This is a genomic window from Arthrobacter sp. TE12232, assembly GCF_054062615.1.
On the sequence record NZ_JBSSFK010000001.1, the window covers coordinates 3,536,239 to 3,554,472 of the forward strand.

Here is an 18,234-nt window from a genome sequence, read left to right on the forward strand (position 1 = left end):
CTGTGGCGCTGCTGTGACCAAGGAGACTAAAGACGTCTTCGTCCCGGCTGCCGAGATCACGCACTGGCGGAATGCCGTGGTGGTGGCCTATGCGGCCAGCGGAATCGCGTTTTCCACGTGGGTATCCCGGCTGCCGGCCATCCGCGACGGTCTGGACCTGACTCCCGGCACCATCGGGCTGCTCCTGCTCTGCATGACGGCGGGGTCCTTCCTGTCCGTGTCCGCCTCTGGCCTGATTGTCCTTCGGCTGGGCTCGAAGCGCACCATCCGGATCGGCAGCATCATGGTCGGGTTCGGGCTGATGCTGGCAGGCTTCGGCACCTCCGTGCTCGCCAACCCGGTGGCGGTCGCCGCGGGACTGTCAATCATCGGGCTGGGTACCGCCAGCTGGAACACGGCGTCCAACGTCGAAGGCGCCGCGGTGGAACGCGCCGTCCGCCGCCACATCATGCCCCGGCTGCACGGCTCCTTTAGCCTGGGGACAGTGGCCGGAGCCGGGCTGGGTGCGTGGGCTGCCGGCGCCGGGATCCCGGTCTTCTGGCACCTCGCCGCGGCCGGCCTGTTGGTGGCCGGTTCCGTGACGACCGCTGCGGCGTGGTTCCGCGCCGACATCACGCCGCTGCAGGGGGAACAACCGTTCGCGGCCTCCGGGACAGATACCTTCGAAGATCCCTCCACCGGGCCCATCCCCATCGTCCGGCAGGCGGACGCGGTCCCCGAACAGCCGCTGGACAACAAACGCCAGATCGCCCAGGCCTGGCGGGACCGGCGCACCCTGCTGCTGGGCGTGCTGGTCCTGGGCCTTGCCCTCGCCGAAGGGGCGGCGGGGGACTGGGTGGCACTGGCGCTCGCGGACGGCCACGGCCAGTCTGACGCCGCCGGGGCCGCCGGATATGGACTGTTCGTCACCTTCATGACGGTGGGCCGCTTCGCCGGAACGCTCGTCCTGGACCGGTTCGGCCGCGTCCCGGTGATGCGGTGGTGCGCCGCACTGGCCGTAGCAGGCCTCGGATTGTTCGTCTTCGCCCCCGTGCCGTGGCTGGCCTACGTGGCCCTGGCCATTTGGGGGCTTGGCGCCTCCCTTGGTTTCCCGGTGGGCATGTCCGCCGCCGCCGACGATCCCGGCAAGGCTGCCGCACGCGTCTCCGTCGTCTCGACGATCGGCTACGGCGCGTTCCTGTGCGGTCCGCCGCTGCTGGGGCTCCTGGCCGAACACGTGGGCATCCTGCACTCGCTGCTGGCCGTCATGGTGATGCTGATCGGCAGCTTCCTGCTCTCCCCGGTGGCGCGCAAACTCCCCGCAGCCGTTCCCGCCGCCTAGCTAAGTACAAGCCACCACCGGCTTAGGCCGGCGCACGATCCCGGCTAGGCTGTTCAGGTGACCCCGATTCTGCTCTCCGCCCTGACCACCTCCGCTGTCGGGGGCCCCGCCGGCAGCTACATTGAAGCCCGCAGCGAGGCCGAGATCATCGATGCCGTGCGGTCGGCGGACGCCGCCGGCCAGCCCCTGCTGATCATCGGCGGCGGTTCCAACCTGCTGGTGTCCGACGCCGGGTTCCCCGGAACGGTACTGAAGATCGCTTCGGCGGGCTTTACCGTCAACGCCGAGGACTCCTGCGGCGGCGTGGCGGTGGTGGTGCAGGCCGGCCACAACTGGGATGCCTTCGTTGACCACGCCGTGAGGCATGCCTGGTCCGGCGTCGAAGCGCTCTCCGGAATTCCCGGAGCCACGGGAGCCACTCCCGTGCAGAACGTCGGCGCCTACGGCGCCGACGTCTCGCAGACGATCGCCGCAGTCCGTACGTGGGACCGGGAACGGAACGCGGTCAAGACTTTCACGAATTCCGAACTCAAGTTCGGCTACCGTGACTCCGTCCTGAAGCAGGCCACCGTCAACGGTTCGCCGCGCTATGTGGTCCTCACCGTGGAATTCCAGCTCCCGCTCGGCCGGATGAGCGCCCCGATCCGCTACGCCGAACTCGCCCGGGCGCTCGGCGTCGAGCAGGGCCAGCGGGCCTACTCCAACGACGTCCGCCGCGAAGTGCTGCGGCTGCGGGCCTCCAAGGGCATGGTGTGGAATGCGGCCGACCGGGACACTTACTCGACGGGGTCCTTTTTCACCAACCCGATCGTGTCCGAGGACGTCGCGGCACGGCTGCCGCAGGACGCCCCGCGCTACCCCGGCGGTGCCGACGGGCTGACCAAGCTCTCGGCGGCGTGGCTGATCGACCAGTCCGGCTTCGCCAAGGGCTTTGGGCTGGCCCCGGACAGCGTCTCGGGCGGCAGGGCATCGCTTTCCACCAAGCACACTCTCGCCATCACGAACCGGGGCGGGGCGAGCACGGCGGACATGCTGGCCGTTGCGCGCGAGGTGCGCCACGGCGTCGTCGAACGCTTCGGGATCGAACTGCACCCGGAACCGCTGCTGATCGGCGTCACCCTATAGTTCCTGCCCCGGCCCGGGCCCGCCCGTCGCCACGTAAGGCACGCATCGAGGTAGGGGCGATTTCCCTACAGCAACTCCTGAACGTGCAGACTGAGCCACAAGACCACTGTGTCTTCGGGGTTGTCCACATCAATTCCAAAAAGTTCCCGGAGACGCCGCAAGCGGTAGCGGAGCGTGTTCTGGTGCACTGAAAGTGCCGCCGAGGTTTTGGCGGAATCGCGGGAGAAATCGAGGTAGGTGCGCAAAGTTCTCGCGTATTCGGTTCCTGATTCGGCGTCGTACTTCCTCATGCTGGCAGCGGCCGGAGACACAAGATGAGGCGTGTTCCGGAAAAGCGCACTGAGTTCCAGCAAGGTCAGACGGCTGCGCACTTCCTGAGCGTTGGCGTAGTCGCCGGCGCTCCGCCCGGAGGCGAGCATCAGCAGGACGAGGTCCGCGTCGTGCCGGGAACGGCTGATGTCTGCGGCGGTGGTGACGGTCGAGCCCGTTGACACCCGCAGCTTGACCCGCAGCGACGCAGCTGAACGCTCGATCAGGCGGCGGGCCAGCGCCTCAATGGATCCGGGGCCCGAGGCGGGGGCCTCGGTGAACAACGCATAAATCGTGGTGCCGATGAGTACGCACTGCGCACCTTGCCCGTGCGCTTCGCACTGGGTCGTGACAAGGTCGACGAGCCGGATCAGGGACAGCTCGTCGGACTGGCCGAGGTCCAGTTGGAAAGCCGCGACGGCGAAGGGGCCCGAGTGCTTCAGTCCGAGCTGTTCTGCTACAAGCTGGACGTCGTCTCCCCCTTCGAGGAGCCGGCGGAGGAGCTCGGCCCGTTGTTGCCGCGCAAGGTCGATGGTGCTTCGCGCCCTCAGGATGTGGAGGACTGCGATATCCGCGGCGCGCTCGAGCGCCTGCTCCGCGTCGGAATCCAGGTCCCCGTTGGCGTCCACTACCCAGATAGACCCCAGCGGCTGGTTACCGGCACGAACGGCGATGGCCAGACGGTCCATTGCCGGACGGACACCTTCAATGCGCACGGCGCCGCGGGCCCGGAACACGCTGGCATATTGACCGGCATTCTCCGGCAGGTAGGGAACCTGGCGCCCCAGGATTCCGTTCCGCCGGTCGTCGTCGATCGGTTGGTGGGGGAGGGTGGAGTATGCCAGAACCTGTTCCTGGAGGTTTTCGATGGCCGTGGCCCCACCTACCAGTGCGGCAATGGCGTTGGCTAGGGCAAACAGGTCGCCCACTCCCAGCGGCGACGCCGACCGGTTGGCTTCCGCGGAGGCGCTGAGGGCAGATTCCAGGAGCGCATCGAGTTGCCGCCACCCCACGGCGTCGTCGACGACCAAAAGTGCTATGCCGGCCTGGTCAGCTGTGTTCGCGAGTTCTTCGATGTCCTGAGACAGCTGCTTGAGCACGATCGCGCCGAAGCCAGCTTGCGCTGCTTCCCGGACGACGACGGTTGTTTCCGGTTCCGCGGGGTGGAGTCCGATCCCCAGCAAGATCCCTCCCCGGAGCCCTTCCAAAGGCGCGAGGGGATCGTAGAGGGACGGGCTCGTCAGGGAGAGCCCGGGCGTAGTTCCGTGTGAGCGGAGAACCAGTCCGGAGTTCGCAAGCACTTGCAGGAGGTCAGGCAAATCGATGCTGCCCGGGGTTTTCGGGATGGTTTCCACAAGGCGTAAATCTACGGCCCCTAGTGCTGGCCCACAAGTTGAAGGACTGACGTTGGTGTCTGGCACCGAAGCCAGCCGGCACCGGCAAAGCCAATAGTTGATGCATGTCACTTATTGTTGAAGCCAGTCCAACAGCACGCCAGGCCGGGGAAGCGGCAGCAGCCGCAGCATCCAGGGCCGGCGTCCGGGTCATCGACGAACATGACCGCGACAAGCTCAGGGACGTTGAAGGGCTGCTCATCGCGATCTGGGGTATGTCTCCCCACGGAGCGCCTGTTCCTTTCGATTTGCTGCGGAGCATTTCGCACGCAGGCTGCAATGTTTCCGCTGCATACAACGCGGACGGGGCCCTGCGCGGAGCCGCCGTCGGCATCGTGTCCCCCGGCGGAGCGGCTACCTATTCCCTGATCGCCGGTGTCCTGCCCGGCGCGGCGGACAAAGGCGTCGGTTTCGCGCTCAAACAGCATCAGCGGGCGTGGTCGCTTGCCCGCGGAATCGAGACCATGACGTGGACCTTTGACCCGCTGGTCAGCCGGAACGCCCGTTTCAACCTCACGAAACTCGGAGCCCATGCATTCGAGTACGCACGCGATTTTTACGGCGAAATGCAGGACGACATCAACGCCAACGATGAAAGCGACCGGCTCGTCGCCGTTTGGCCTTTGTCCTCCAGGCGGAGCATCAGTTGCAGCGAAGGGTCCGTCGAAGAACTGGAACTGCCCGAAACGGCCCTGAACAACATTCTGGAGTACGGCCCGGACTCCAGGCCGGTCCTCCTCGAAACGCCGGACACCCTATGGTGCCGTGCACCGCAAGACATCGTGGCGCTGAGGGCCGCGGACTCCGATGAAGCGGGACTGTGGCGGTTGCGGATCCGCGGAATCTTCGAACCGGCCTTCGCATCCGGCTACAACGCGTCCGGAGTCACCCGAACCGGCTGGTACCGGCTGACCAAAACCAACCAGGCATAACCCTTACCCAACACCAGGAGTACAGAATGCGACCCAGGAATCGTACGGTTTCCGCGCGTATCGCGCGCCAGGCCCTTGGCGCTGCCGGCCTGACCCTCACCTTCGGACTAGCGGCCTGTTCGGGAGGAGCAGTGCCCGCGGCGGATTCGAAGACTTTGTCCGCCGCCGACGTCGACCCCGCTGCAGCAGCGGCCCTGCCAGAGCGCTACAAGGCAGCCGGAGTCATCAAGGTGGCATCGGACATTCCGTACCCGCCGATGGAGATGTTCGATGAGAACCAAAAACTCACGGGTCTGGACTACGACCTTGCCCAGGCCCTGGGCGCGAAGCTCGGGGTCCGCCTGGAACTGCAGACCCAGGCTTTCGACAGCATCATTCCGTCGCTGCAGTCGGGCAAGAACGACATCATCATGTCAGGGATGAACGACACCGCCGAGCGCCAGGCGACCCTGAACTTCGTGGACTACTTTCATGCCGGGTTCTCCATCCTCGTGCCCAAGGGCAACCCGGACCGCATCACGACCGTGATGGACCTTTGCGGCAGGAACGTAGCCGTGCAGAAGGCGACTGTGCAGGCGGAGATTCTCCGCAGCTATGACCAGCAGTGCAGGGACAAGGGATCAGAACCGGTGAGCGTCTCCGAACTTCCGCTGGAAACGGATGTCCAGACGGCCGTCCGTTCAGGAAAAGCCGCAGCTGACGTCGTCGATTCCGCCGCGGCTGCCTACGCCGCCAAGACTGCCGGGAACGGCAAGATCTTCGACATCGTCAAAGACCCGGCAAACCCTGCCGGCTACAACCCGGTCTACACCGGGATCGGTGTCCTTAAGAAGGATGCGGAGCTCGGCAAGGCGTTGCTGGCAGCCCTTCAGGCGATCGTCGCCGACGGCAGTTATGGCACGATCCTTGAGAAGTACGACCTCTCCGACTACAGGGTCAAGGAAACCGGCCTCAACTTGGGTACGGCCAAACCATGAAACAGGCAAGCACGCTCCCATCCCGGAGAGTAACGGCTGAGACCGCAACCGAAACCGCAATCGTCGGCACCGCCGAGGACGATGTTGTAGCTGTTCCGTTGCGCCACCCGTGGCGCTGGGTAGTCGCGGCAGTGCTGGCTCTCGGGTTTGTGGCCCTTTTGTCATCGCTGTGGTCCAACCCGAACATCGACCACTCGACCATCAAGAACTACCTGTTCCATCCCCGGATCCTCGGCGGAATAGGCCTTACCCTGGCGCTGACGGTCATTTCCATGCTCGTGTCCACCCTGCTTGGCGTGCTGCTCGCGGTGATGCGCCTGTCCAGAAATCCGGTGATGAACGCCTTCGCCTGGCTCTACGTGTGGGTCTTCCGAGGCACCCCACTGCTGATCCAAGTCGTCTTTTGGGGCTACCTGGGGCTGCTCTATTCACAGATTTCCCTGGGCCTGCCGTTCACTGACTTCACGTTCTTCTCCATGGACACCAACGCACTGGTTCCAGCGTTCACGGCCGGGCTGCTGGCCATGACGTTGAACCAGGCCGCGTATTCAGCGGAAATAATCCGGGGAGGGATGCTTTCAGTGGATACCGGCCAGCACGAAGCCGCGTATTCGCTCGGGATGTCACCAGCCTTCGCCCTTTTCCGGGTGGTGCTGCCGCAAGCGATGCGCGTGATCATCCCGCCGATGGGCAACGAGACCATCTCGATGTTGAAAAACACCTCGCTGTTGTCAGTCATCGCGGTACTCGAGCTCTATACCGTGGCAACGCAAATCTCTTCGCAGAGCCTGCGCCAGGTGGAACTGCTCGTGGTGGTCAGCTGCTGGTACCTGTTCCTGACCACGGTGCTATCCGTTCCGCAGTACTACCTGGAGCGGCACTACGGCCGTGGAAACGTACGTCAGCAGACTCCCACACCCCTGGGCAGGATGATCTCCACACTCCGCAAACACGGCAAGCCCCACGCAGAATCGAAAGGACTTCAGCCATGACCGATGCCCTCGCCACCTGTGAGCACGCGGTCGGCCCCGCCGCCTCGCCGCTCCTCGTTGCCAGAAACGTCCGCAAACGCTACGGCAGCGTGGAGGTGTTGAAGGGCATCTCGCTGAGCGTCAACCCCGGGGAGGTTATGTGCCTTCTAGGCCCATCCGGTTCCGGCAAGTCCACCTTCCTGCGTTGCATCAATCATTTGGAGCGGATCGACGGAGGACGGATATCCGTCGGCGGGGACCTGATCGGCTATACCCAGCGTCAGGACCGGATTTTTGAAATGAATCCCCGTCAAGTGGCCAGGCAGCGGCGCGGCATCGGCATGGTTTTTCAGCGCTTCAATCTCTTCCCGCATATGACTGCCCTGGAGAACATCTCGGTTGCGCCGGTGGGAGTCAAAAAAGTGCCCAAGCAGCAAGCGTCCAAGCGCGGAATGGACTTGCTGGAGCGGGTGGGCCTGGCACACCTGGCGAAGGCCTACCCGGCGCAGCTATCCGGGGGGCAGCAGCAGCGGGTCGCAATTGCCAGGGCACTGGCCATGGACCCCCAACTCCTGCTCTTTGATGAGCCGACGAGCGCCCTGGACCCGGAACTGGTCGGCGACGTCCTCGACGTTATGCGCACGCTGGCCTCCGATGGCATGACCATGATCGTTGTCACTCATGAAATTGGCTTCGCCCGTAGCGCTGCGGACAACGTCGTCTTTATGGACGGCGGCGTGGTGGTGGAATCAGGGGCGCCGGCATCCGTGCTGGACAACCCGCAAAACCCCCGGACCATCGCATTCCTCAACAGCGTTATGTAAGAAGCCCGGATGCACTGCCAAACCAGATGTCATGTTTGGCGGCCGGGCCCGGAACGCCCTGACTGCGCCTTCCCTCGTTCCTCGTTTCTTCCCGCCCTATGAACAGTGAGCCCTACATGAAGATCTCCCGCGCCACCGTCACCCTCATCGATGTTCCGTTGCTGGAACCCTTTGTGGTTTCCTATGCCACTTACGCCTCAATGCCGAGCGTTATCCTTACCCTCGAGACCGACGACGGTTTAACCGGGTACGGCGAGAGCGTTCCGGACGGCCACATCACCGGAGAAACCCCCACCGGGACCGTCGAAGCCCTCAAAACCGAGTTGATTCCCGCCGTGATGGGTTTGGATCCCCGCGACATCACTGCCATCCATCAGCGGCTCAACCAGGCGCTCAAGGGCTGTGGAGCGGCGAAAGCAGCCGTCGACATTGCCTGCTGGGACCTGGCGGGAAAGGCGGCCGGGCGACCCATCTACGCACTGCTCGGCGGCCGGCGGCCTGAACAGCCAACCATCGCCAAGATATTGAGCATCCTGGAACCGGAAGTCCTGGTGGCGCAGGCAATCCAAGCGCGCGGGGAAGGCTACCGCCACCTCAAAATGAAGCTCGGCGGCGGTGACGGGCAGGACATCGAGCGCGTGCGGGCGGTCCGGGCAGCGATCGGCAGCGATATGGCCATTCGGGTGGACGCCAACCAGGGCTGGGGCGATACCGCCACCGCACGCACCATGATCCGAGCCCTTGAACCATTCGGGATTGACTGGGTAGAGCAGCCAATCCCCGCGGACGATATCGATGGCTTCCGACTCCTCCGCCAGGACACGAACGCCCGCCTCATGGCCGACGAGTCCGTGGTTGACGCCAGCGACCTCGCGCGGTTCGTCCGCGACCGCTCGGTGGACATGGTCAACCTTAAACTGATGAAGAGCGGCGGCATCACGCCGTGTCATCGTCTGGCCACTCAGGCTGAACTCGGCGGACTCAAAGTGCAGATCGGTTCCATGCTGGAAACAAGCGTTGCCTCCGCTGCCGGTTTCCACCTGGCCCTCAGCCACCCGAACATCGTGTCCACCGAACTCTCCGGTCCCATCAAGTTCGCCACGGAACCTGGCGACCTCCAGTACATTCTCCCCAACGTCCAGATCACTGAGCGGCCAGGGCTCGGAGTCGATATGGACACGGACATTCTTGCCGAACTCACGGTGAGTGAATGCGAAGTCAGCGCGTGAGTGGCGGCGCCATGAGGCGCCGCCGGCTGGCGGAGATTTGGACTCACCTGCACAACCATCCTGAACCCAGCATGCAGGAATTCGCCACTGCAGAGTATCTCGCGGGACTTCTGGAGCAGGCGGGCCTTGAGGTTCGCAGGTTCGACTCCCTCCCGGGTTTCACGGCCGACGTGGGGACGGGTCCTCCGGTGATTGGACTGCGGGCAGAAATGGACGCCCTTGTACAAGACACGGCAGGGGGACCGACGGCGGTCCACTCCTGCGGTCACGACGCCAACATGGCAATAGTCGCCACCGTGATGCTGGAACTGGGAGAACTCGGGGACCTGCTGGAAGGCTCCGTGCGGGCGATCTTCCAGCCGGCCGAGGAATTGGGCAACGGTGCCGAACACGTGGCTGCTTTGGGTGTCAGCGATGGGCTTAGTTATCTCTTCGGCGTGCACTTACGTCCGGAAGAAGAACTCCCGGCTCCATATTTCGCGCCATCCATTTCGCACGGATCATGCCTGTTTGCGGCGGGAACCATCACGGGGTCTGACCATCACGGGGCGCGTCCACACCTCGGGGCGAACGCCGTTGAGGTCGCGCTCGAAATCTCCGAGGGGTTGGGTCGCATACGGGTTGACCCGCAAGTTCCCAGTTCGGCCAAGATGACCATGCTCCACGCCGGTGGGGACAACCTCAACGTCATACCGGGCAGCGGACGCTTCGGAGTGGACCTGCGCGCCCAAACCAATGAAGTCATGTCCGCCCTCCGCGCAGGACTCGAATCGGTCTGTGCACGGGTAGCTGCGTCAACAGGGACAGTGATCGACCTCAACTTCCGGGATGCCGTACCCGCGGCCATGATCGGACCCCGCGCCGAAGCCGCCCTCGCAGCGGCAGTGGCCACGGAACTGGGCGACGACCACTTGCGGCCACGTATTGTCACATCGGGATCGGACGACTTCCATTTCTACACACTGCGAAACCCCGAAATTCAGGCATCCATGCTCGCCGTCGGAGCGAACGTCCAGCCAGGACTTCACGACCCGGCCATGACATTCGAAGCCGAATCCATGGAACGGGCGGTTGGCGTGCTCCTTGAAGCCTGCCTTCACCCGGAACCGCTGCTGATCGGCGTCGCCCCTGTAGGAATGGCCCTTCAGGAAAAGCCGGGCTAGCGGTCCATATGGCGGGGGGTCACCTTGCTGAAGAGCATGAAGGTGAAGCCGGAGGCAGCGGCCCCGAGCAGGAAGACCTGGCAGAAGGCCACGGACTGGACGCTGGGACCGCTTTGCAGCACGAGTCCGGCGCACGCAAATGCCACGGCGCCGGCGAGGAGGGCCAGCGAGCCGAGCAGGAAGGCCTGGACGGTGGCCGGAAACTCCCCGGCGTAGTCGAGCTGAAGGTCCCGGCCGCGCGGGGCCACGCTTCCGGGCTTCGCGCCTTCCCGGACCCGGGCGCGCGGCTGCAGGGCCGCGGCCGTGACGAAGCTGGCCACGGAAACAGCCATGCACAACCCGGCCACCAGTTGCAGGGTGCTCATCATGGGCGAAAGCCGCGTCCCGCTGGCAATTGCGACGGCGAGTCCGGCAGCCATGCCGGCGGCGCTGGAGGCCCAGCCCAGCAGGGCCAGCTTCCGGCACAGGGGCCGCAGTTGCGGCCACACGTCACTCATGGTCATGCATCAAGGGTAATGAGGTCCGCTGTACGGCGGCTGGGAGCAAGCGGGCAACAACCCGGGCAAGCAACCCGGCAGAATGCCCGGCAAACCGGGCAGCGAACGAAGCCGTCCAGGCATTGCCCGGCCTACCATTGACACGTGACAGCAGCGACAGGCACCCGGCTTAGCCCCGGCATCATCGGCAGGCTGCGGCTGGCTGCGCAGGGTCTGCTGGGGCCAGGGTTTCAGAGCGTCCCGGACGCCGCCCGCCGAATGACGGCCATGCAGGCGCAGGACCTGCCGTCCGGTCTCTGGGCTGTCGGCCAGCGGGTGCCGGGGTCGCGCGTTGACGATGTCCGCGCCGCCCTGGACCGGGGGGAGATAGTCCGCTCCTGGCCGATGCGCGGCACTTTGCACGTGCTGGCTCCCGAGGACCTGAAGTGGATGCTGGCCATTACCTCCGGCCGGCTGATCCGCGGCCTGGCCGGGCGCCACCGGGAGCTGGAGATCAGCGCCGCGGACCTAGACGCCGCCGCGGACACCGCGCTGCAGCTGGTCTCCGGAGGAGCAGCCGCCAGCCGGACGGAGCTGTTCCAGGCCTTGGAACGGGCGGGACAGTCCACGGCCGGCCAGCGCGGCATTCATCTGCTCGGCGCCCTGTGCCAGCGGGGATTGCTGGTGCAGGGTCCGCTGGCCGGCAACCAGCAGCTGATCGTGGCTTTCGACGACTGGATCACCGGGTCGCGGACCCTGGACCGGTCAGAAGGTATCGCCGAATGGCTGCTGCGTTACTTCCGCAGCCACGGCCCCGCCACGGAACGTGATTTTGCCTGGTGGTCCGGTCTTCCGCTGACGGAAACCCGGGCCGCCTTGGCACAGGTGAAGGACCAGCTCGTGGAGCTGCGGCACGAGGGGACCAGCTACTGGCTCTCGCCCGAAACGGCATCGCTGCTCGACGACGGCGTCCCCGGGCAGCGCACCGTGCTGGCCCTGCCGGGGTTCGACGAATTCCTGCTCGGCTACGCGGACCGGTCCCTCGTGCTGCCGGCCGAGCATGCGGACAGAATCGTCCCGGGCGGCAACGGCGTGTTCAAGAAGACCATTGTGGCGGGCGGCGGGGTGATCGGCACCTGGGCGGGACCGGCGGGGCGCCGGGGCGGCGCCGTCGTGGCCGAGCCCTTCGATGCCGTTAACGGGCTGCGGCCTGCCGCCCAAAAATCCTTTGAGCTGCAGGCCGCGAAGTACCGCAGATATCTTGGTGCCGGAACGGGTTCCTGACGAGCCCTAGAGGGTTCCGGTGGCGATGCGGAGCATGCGGCGCAGCGGCTCGGCGGCGCCCCACAACAGCTGGTCACCGACCGTGAACGCACTGATGTACTGCGGGCCCATCTCCATTTTCCGGATGCGTCCCACCGGAATGTTCAGGGTGCCGGACGCCGCCACGGGGGTGAGATCGGCCATCGAGGCTTCCTTGGTGTTCGGCACCACGTGGGCCCACTCGTTGTCCGCGTCCAGGAGCTTCTCGATCTCGGCGACCGAGAGGTCTTCGCGCAGCTTCAGGGTCAGGGCCTGGGAGTGGGAGCGCATGGCGCCGATCCGGATGCACAGCCCGTCCATGATGACGTGGTCTTCGGCCGAGGTGCCGAGGATTTTGTTGGTCTCCACCCCGGCCTTCCACTCCTCCTTGGACTGGCCGTTGCCGAGATCCGCGTCGATCCAGGGGATGAGGGAGCCAGCCAGCGGGACGCCGAACTGCGTGGCGTCGATGTCGGTGCGCTGGTGCGCCAGGACCTTCCGGTCGATTTCCAGGATGGCCGACGCCGGGTCGCTCAGTTCGCTGCTGACCTCCGCGTTGAGGGTGCCGAACTGGTTCAGCAGTTCACGCATGTGGCGTGCGCCGCCGCCGGAGGCGGCCTGATACGTCATGGAGGTGCCCCACTCGACGAGGCCGTTCTTGAACAGCCCGCCGAGGCCCATGAGCATGCAGGACACGGTGCAGTTGCCGCCGATGTAGTCCTTCACACCGCCGGACAGGCCGGCGTCGATGACATCCCGGTTGATGGGGTCCAGCACGATGATGGAGTCATCATTCATGCGCAGGGTGGACGCGGCGTCGATCCAGAGGCCGTCCCAGCCGCGGCTGCGCAGCTCGCCGTGGACCTGCTTGGTGTAGTCGCCGCCCTGTGCGGTGACAATAATGGGCAGCTTCGCCAGCGTCTCGACGTCGAACGCGTCCTCCAGCTTGCCGGCCGCGCCCGCGGCAGCACCGGCAATGGCCGGGGCGGCACCGCCCGCGTTCGAGGTGGAGAAGAAGACCGGGTTGATATTGGCGAAGTCGCCCTCGTCCTGCATGCGCTGCATCAGGACGGAACCGACCATGCCACGCCAACCGACCAGGCCGACGGACGGGGTAGCTGCTGTAGTCATGGGCCCAGTTTAGACTTCACCGGCCGCAGGACGCAGTCGGTTACGTCACGCGGGCGCGGACGACGCCGGGCCGGGAGGCGGCCGGCGCTAGTCGCCGTGCGGCTCTTCCAGCAGTGCCGCTTTGCGTCGGCGCAGCGCAAAGACCGCCCCGAACGCGAAGACCTGGGTCACCACCACCAGCACGATGGCACCGGGGATCTTGTTGCCGCCCAGGATCATGGTCAGTCCCACGATCGCCGAGAGCAGCGCCAGCAGGGGCAGGAGCATGTACCCCAGGACAAAGAGTGTCTCGGGCTTCCTCAGCACTATTTGGCCTCCGTCCGGCGCCATAGCGTGACCCTGTAGCGGGTGCCGCTGGCGGACGTCAGCCAGCCGTTGGCGGGAAGGCTGGCCGAGGCGGCCCATTCGTAGCCGAGTTCGGGCGCGAAGGTGTCCCCTTCCGCTGTGGTGTCGATCGTGGTCACAACCGCGACGTCGGCAAGGTCCAGCGCCTGCGCGTAGATGCTTCCGCCGCCGATGATCCAGACCATCTCATTGCCGGGGGCGAACTGCGATTCCAGGAGAGCATCGTCGAGGGACCTGACGGCGACGGCACCGGCCGCCGCGGGCGTTCCGCCCCAGGCTTCCTGGCGGGTGATGACGATGTTTGTCCGGCCGGGCAGCGGGCGGAACTTCTCCGGGAACGACTCCCAGGTCTTGCGGCCCATGATGACCGGGTGGCCGGCGGTGAGGCTGCTGAAGTGCTTGAGGTCCTCGGGCAGGTGCCACGGCATGGTGCCGCTTTTGCCGATGACGCCGGTGCTGGTCTGGGCCCAGACCAGCCCCAGGCCGGTGGTGGAGGCTCGGAGTTGCTCGGTGAAATCGCCGGGCCGCACGCCCGGGGTCTTTTCTGTGCTCATACGGCTATCGGGGCCTTAATCGTCGGGTGGTGCTGGTATCCGATCACCTCGAAGTCCTCGAGGGTGTAGTCGAAGATGGAGTCAGGCTTGCGGGTGATCTTCAGCTGCGGGTAGTCGTAGGGCTCGCGGGCGAGCTGCTTGAGGACCTGGTCCATGTGGTTGTCGTAGATGTGCACGTCTCCGCCGGTCCAGACGAATTCGCCCGGTTCCAGGCCGGTCTGCTGGGCCAGCATGCAGGTCAGCAGCGCGTAGGACGCGATGTTGAAAGGTACGCCCAGGAAGGTGTCCGCCGAGCGCTGGTACAGCTGGCAGGAGAGTTTGCCGTCGGCCACGTAGAACTGGAAGAACGCATGGCAGGGCGGCAGAGCCATGTCCTTGAGCTCGGCCACGTTCCACGCCGAGACGATGTGCCGGCGCGAGTCCGGGTTGGACTTGAGGTTCTCGACGAGTTCGGCGATCTGGTCGATGTGGCCGCCGTCGGGCGTGGGCCAGGAGCGCCACTGGACCCCGTAAACGGGGCCGAGCTCGCCGTCGGCGTCGGCCCATTCGTCCCAGATGGTCACGCCCTGGTCCTGCATCCATTTGACGTTCGTGTCGCCGCGCAAGAACCACAGCAACTCCACGGCCACGGACTTGAAGTGCACCCGTTTGGTGGTGATGAGCGGGAAGCTCTTGCTCAGGTCAAAGCGGAGTTGGCGACCAAACACGCTGAGGGTGCCGGTTCCGGTACGGTCCGATTTGTGCGTGCCGTGCTCGAGGACGTCACGCAGCAGGTCTTCATAGGGCGTAGGAATGCTCACGGTTCCAGTCTAGAGGTCCGGTCCAAGGCTTCGCAGTGTGAAGGTACCGGGCAGCAGGGCGCCACGTGTTGCGGGACGTCAGTCGTCGAAGGGCCTGAACCGCTCCACGGCAACCACCTTGTTCTTGTTGCCGTGGGCCACGTGGCAGACGATCATCTCGCCCGGGGCCAGGTACGGGTCCGAGGACGGCAGTTCGTCCCGAAGGCGGGAGTTCATGTGTTTTTCGAGTTGTTTCAAGACGGTCGGCAGCGCCGGGCGGTGCGTGCACAGGGCCACGGCCCGCTGCTTGTCGAACAGCGCCTCGACGGCGGCGGCCGTCTTGTGCGGGCTGCGGCCGTGCCGGTGCTCGGTGAGAGCCTCGTTGAGCTTCACCTTGGCGTCGGCCGCCTTCGCGTAGGGCGCGATAGTGGCCACGCACCGGAGCCACGGGCTGGAGACGATCCGCGCCGGCTTCCAGGCCTGCAGGAGCCGGCCCACCGCTTGCGCTTGCCGCATGCCGGTCGCGGCCAGCGGGCGATCACCCTCGGCCTTGCTCCAGGAGGAGCGCGGCTTGGCCTTCGCGTGGCGGACCACCAGCAGGGGCCAGGTCTTGAGTTCGCCGCGGGCATGGGCCGAAGCCAGATGCTCGAGCGGCTCGACATCGCTGGGGTTGCTCAGCAGCCGGGCCGCCTTTTCGGGTGAACACCACATGATGCTGTCCACTTCCTTGCCGTCCGGCACCAGCGCAGCGCCGTTGACGTCGACCGCCCAGTAGTGCACCACCTTCAGCCCGGCGGGCACGTGGTAGTGGATGGGCGGAAGCGGGATCCCGAGAGGCGCAACGAGCCCGATTTCTTCCCAGACCTCGCGGACGGCGCATTCCGGGATGGTCTCGCCGGGGTCGATCTTTCCCTTTGGCCAGGACCAGTCGTCATACCGCGGGCGGTGAATCAGCAGGACCTCAAGCTGGTCCTTGTTGACCGAATTGAGGCGCCACGGAATGGCGCCGGCCGCCGTGACGGCAACCGCCTCGCCGGGCTGGTCCGTCTGGTCCGCAACCAGTGCATCGCTGCTCACACTCACGGCCCCTACCGCAGGCTGGTCGAACGTTGACGCGAGCGGGAAGCAAGCAGCCAGGACTGGACATCCTCGAGGTTCCGGCCGTCTTCCGCGAGGTGGTGTCGGGTCCAGTCGCCCTGCTTGTCCAAGTGCCAGCTGGCGGTTTCCGGATCCATGTAGCGCTTGAGCAGGTCCAGGACATAGCTCGTGTCGTCGCCGCTAGTGAGCTGCACGAGGGCCTCCACCCGGCGGTCCAGGTTGCGGTGCATCATGTCGGCCGAGCCGATGTACACCACGGGGTCGCCGGCGTTGGCGAAGGCGAAGACGCGCGAGTGCTCCAGGAAACGGCCCAGCACGGAGCGGACCGTGATGTTCTCGCTCAGGCCCGGAACGCCGGGACGCAGGGAGCAGATGCCGCGGACGATGACGTCCACCGGCACCCCGGCCTGGGACGCGCGGTAGAGCGAATCGATGATGGCCTCGTCCACCATCGAATTGACCTTGATCTGGACCCGGGCGGCGATGCCGGCCTTGGCGTTCCTGATCTCGGTTTCGATCCTGTCGATCAGACCGGACCGGACTGAGCGCGGCGCCACGAGCAGCCGTTTGAATGTGGACTTCGGCGCGTAGCCGGAAAGCTGGTTGAACAGCTTCGAGAGGTCTTCGCCCACCTGCTCGTTGGACGTCAGCAGGCCCAGGTCCTCGTAGTACCGGGCTGTGCGCGGGTGGTAGTTGCCCGTGCCGATGTGGCAGTAGCGGCGCAGGCCGTCCACTTCCTGGCGGACCACAAGCGAGAGCTTGCAGTGGGTCTTCAGGCCCACGATGCCGTACACCACGTGGACGCCGGCCTGCTCGAGTTTCCGGGCCCAGGAGATGTTGGCCTGTTCGTCGAAGCGGGCCTTGATCTCCACGAGGGCAAGGACCTGCTTGCCGGATTCGGCGGCGTCGATCAGGGCGTCGACAATCGGCGAGTCCCCGGACGTGCGGTAGAGGGTCTGCTTGATGGCCTGGACCTTCGGGTCCGCGGCCGCCTGTTCCAGGAACGCCTGGACGGACGTGGAGAAAGAGTCATACGGGTGGTGCAGGAGGATGTCCCGGCGCCGCATGGCGGCAAAGACGTTGGCCGCCTTGGACGTCTCCGATTCGTTGAGGTGCCGCGAGGTGTGCGGGACGTGCTTCGGGTAATGCAGGTCCGCCCGGTCGATCCCGGCAATGACCGAGAGGCCGCGCAGGTCCAGCGGTGCCGGGACGGAGTAGACCTCGGATTCCTCGACGCCGAGCTCCCGGATCAGCAGGGCGCGGATGTTCGGGTTGATGTCGTTGGTGACCTCGAGCCGGACGGGAGGGCCGAACCGGCGGCGCAGGAGTTCCTTCTCCAGTGCCTGCAGGAGGTTTTCGGCGTCGTCCTCTTCAACCTCGACGTCCTCGTTGCGGGTCACGCGGAAGGTGTGGTGCTCCAGGACCTCCATGCCGGCGAACAGCTGGTCCAGGTGCACGGCAATGACCTCTTCGAGGGCGATGAACCGTGCCACGCGTCCCGGGACGGAGCCGGCACGGGGACCGTCGATGGAGATCAGGCGCGGCAGCTGGTCAGGCACCTTGACACGTGCGAAGAGCTCCTTGTCGCTGACCGGGTTGCGGACCACCACGGCCAGGTTCAGGGACAGCCCGGAAATGTAGGGGAAGGGGTGGGCCGGATCCACGGCCAGCGGGGTCAGGATCGGGAATACCTTTTCCGCGAACATGGCGCTGAGCTGGTCCTTGGCCTGGGAGTCGAGTTCCTCCCAGTGCATGAGGTGGATGTGCTCGTAGGCCAGAGCGGGCCTGATCTGTTCGGCGTAGACCCGGGCGTGGCGCTGCTGCAGCCGGTGGGCCGCGTCGCCGATCTGCTCCAGGACCTGCATGGGGCTCAGCCCGGCGGGGGAGGGGACGGCGAGTCCCGTGGCGATCCGCCGCTTCAGCCCGGCCACCCGGACCATGAAGAACTCGTCGAGGTTGGAGGCGAAGATGGACAGGAAGCTGACCCGCTCCAGAAGGTACAGATTGGGGTCCTCGGCCAGTTCCAGGACCCGGGCGTTGAACGCAAGCCAGCTCAGCTCCCGGTCCAGGAACCGGTCCGGGCTGATTTCGCCTTCCGGTTCCAGGTTCGGCGCGAACTCCGGAATGTCGATCCGGTCCTGGGTGGCGCGCGAGGCCGGCACTTCGGAGGAGCCAAAGCGGGCACGTACCGGGCGCGCCCCCTTTTCCGGCGTAGCGGGTTCAGACGTGGATGTCCGGGCAGTTTCCCGTGGCATGGTGTCTCCTCAATGCTGGCGCGATGTAGGTTCAACCTTACAAGCAATA

The 18,234-nt window shown here is 65.6% G+C and carries 17 protein-coding genes; 9 read left to right on the forward strand and 8 right to left on the reverse strand.

Annotated features, from left to right (window positions below; all coding sequences use genetic code 11):
• Window positions 1-13: 13 nt before the first annotated feature.
• The gene (locus ACVWZ7_RS15810; protein ID WP_116765139.1) at window positions 14-1,321 is read left to right on the forward strand and encodes an MFS transporter; all 1,308 of its coding nucleotides are present in this window, start codon (window positions 14-16) and stop codon (window positions 1,319-1,321) included.
• 57 nt (window positions 1,322-1,378) lie between these two features.
• Window positions 1,379-2,446: a UDP-N-acetylmuramate dehydrogenase gene (locus ACVWZ7_RS15815; protein WP_116765138.1), complete on the forward strand. Its 1,068-nt coding sequence runs from the start codon at window positions 1,379-1,381 to the stop codon at window positions 2,444-2,446.
• A 65-nt stretch (window positions 2,447-2,511) separates the two neighbouring features.
• Here the strand turns inward: ACVWZ7_RS15815 and ACVWZ7_RS15820 are convergent, their stop codons facing one another.
• On the reverse strand, window positions 2,512-4,110 hold the full coding sequence (locus tag ACVWZ7_RS15820) for a PucR family transcriptional regulator (protein WP_456508424.1): 1,599 nt from the start codon (window positions 4,108-4,110) through the stop codon (window positions 2,512-2,514).
• A 104-nt stretch (window positions 4,111-4,214) separates the two neighbouring features.
• Here ACVWZ7_RS15820 and ACVWZ7_RS15825 point away from each other — a divergent pair, with 104 nt between their 5' ends.
• The 6 genes from ACVWZ7_RS15825 to ACVWZ7_RS15850 all read left to right on the forward strand — a co-directional run bounded on the left by ACVWZ7_RS15825 (window position 4,215) and on the right by ACVWZ7_RS15850 (window position 10,245).
• Window positions 4,215-5,081: a GNAT family N-acetyltransferase gene (locus ACVWZ7_RS15825; protein ID WP_456508425.1), complete on the forward strand. Its 867-nt coding sequence runs from the start codon at window positions 4,215-4,217 to the stop codon at window positions 5,079-5,081.
• Window positions 5,082-5,107: 26 nt separating this feature from the next.
• Window positions 5,108-6,058 (forward strand): ABC transporter substrate-binding protein, encoded by a 951-nt coding sequence (locus ACVWZ7_RS15830; RefSeq protein ID WP_456508426.1) that lies wholly within the window; start codon window positions 5,108-5,110, stop codon window positions 6,056-6,058.
• On the forward strand, window positions 6,055-7,050 hold the full coding sequence (locus tag ACVWZ7_RS15835) for an amino acid ABC transporter permease (RefSeq protein WP_456508427.1): 996 nt from the start codon (window positions 6,055-6,057) through the stop codon (window positions 7,048-7,050). Before ACVWZ7_RS15830 ends, ACVWZ7_RS15835 begins: the two co-directional genes overlap by 4 nt.
• Window positions 7,047-7,853, forward strand: a complete 807-nt coding sequence (locus ACVWZ7_RS15840) for an amino acid ABC transporter ATP-binding protein (protein ID WP_456508428.1) — start codon at window positions 7,047-7,049, stop codon at window positions 7,851-7,853. Before ACVWZ7_RS15835 ends, ACVWZ7_RS15840 begins: the two co-directional genes overlap by 4 nt.
• A 116-nt stretch (window positions 7,854-7,969) precedes the next feature.
• Window positions 7,970-9,082, forward strand: coding sequence for a mandelate racemase/muconate lactonizing enzyme family protein (locus ACVWZ7_RS15845; protein WP_456508429.1), 1,113 nt, complete (start codon window positions 7,970-7,972; stop codon window positions 9,080-9,082).
• The gene (locus tag ACVWZ7_RS15850) at window positions 9,064-10,245 is read left to right on the forward strand and encodes an amidohydrolase (protein ID WP_456508430.1); all 1,182 of its coding nucleotides are present in this window, start codon (window positions 9,064-9,066) and stop codon (window positions 10,243-10,245) included. Before ACVWZ7_RS15845 ends, ACVWZ7_RS15850 begins: the two co-directional genes overlap by 19 nt.
• Here ACVWZ7_RS15850 and ACVWZ7_RS15855 read toward each other — a convergent pair.
• Window positions 10,242-10,748 carry a hypothetical protein gene (locus ACVWZ7_RS15855; protein ID WP_237563233.1) on the reverse strand — a complete coding sequence of 169 codons (507 nt, stop codon included), beginning with the start codon at window positions 10,746-10,748 and terminating at the stop codon, window positions 10,242-10,244. The two genes, ACVWZ7_RS15850 and ACVWZ7_RS15855, sit on opposite strands and share 4 nt — an antisense overlap.
• 138 nt (window positions 10,749-10,886) lie before the next feature.
• Between ACVWZ7_RS15855 and ACVWZ7_RS15860 the strand changes: the two genes are divergently transcribed.
• On the forward strand, window positions 10,887-12,005 hold the full coding sequence (locus tag ACVWZ7_RS15860; RefSeq protein WP_456508431.1) for a winged helix DNA-binding domain-containing protein: 1,119 nt from the start codon (window positions 10,887-10,889) through the stop codon (window positions 12,003-12,005).
• Between the two features lie 6 nt (window positions 12,006-12,011).
• On the opposite strand, the gene asd is transcribed toward ACVWZ7_RS15860, so the two are convergent.
• From asd to ACVWZ7_RS15890, 6 genes are all read right to left on the reverse strand, one after another.
• On the reverse strand, window positions 12,012-13,154 hold the full coding sequence (gene asd, locus ACVWZ7_RS15865) for an aspartate-semialdehyde dehydrogenase (RefSeq protein ID WP_091251914.1): 1,143 nt from the start codon (window positions 13,152-13,154) through the stop codon (window positions 12,012-12,014).
• Window positions 13,155-13,241: 87 nt separating this feature from the next.
• Window positions 13,242-13,460: an NF038396 family protein gene (locus ACVWZ7_RS15870; RefSeq protein ID WP_116765128.1), complete on the reverse strand. Its 219-nt coding sequence runs from the start codon at window positions 13,458-13,460 to the stop codon at window positions 13,242-13,244.
• The gene (locus ACVWZ7_RS15875; RefSeq protein ID WP_456508432.1) at window positions 13,460-14,053 is read right to left on the reverse strand and encodes a dihydrofolate reductase; all 594 of its coding nucleotides are present in this window, start codon (window positions 14,051-14,053) and stop codon (window positions 13,460-13,462) included. Before ACVWZ7_RS15875 ends, ACVWZ7_RS15870 begins: the two co-directional genes overlap by 1 nt.
• The gene (locus tag ACVWZ7_RS15880) at window positions 14,050-14,853 is read right to left on the reverse strand and encodes a thymidylate synthase (RefSeq protein WP_116765126.1); all 804 of its coding nucleotides are present in this window, start codon (window positions 14,851-14,853) and stop codon (window positions 14,050-14,052) included. The genes ACVWZ7_RS15875 and ACVWZ7_RS15880 overlap by 4 nt, the downstream gene beginning before the upstream one ends.
• 78 nt (window positions 14,854-14,931) lie before the next feature.
• Window positions 14,932-15,909, reverse strand: coding sequence for an NUDIX hydrolase (locus ACVWZ7_RS15885; protein WP_456508433.1), 978 nt, complete (start codon window positions 15,907-15,909; stop codon window positions 14,932-14,934).
• Between the two features lie 11 nt (window positions 15,910-15,920).
• Window positions 15,921-18,185: an RNA degradosome polyphosphate kinase gene (locus tag ACVWZ7_RS15890; protein ID WP_116765124.1), complete on the reverse strand. Its 2,265-nt coding sequence runs from the start codon at window positions 18,183-18,185 to the stop codon at window positions 15,921-15,923.
• Window positions 18,186-18,234 lie beyond the last annotated feature (49 nt).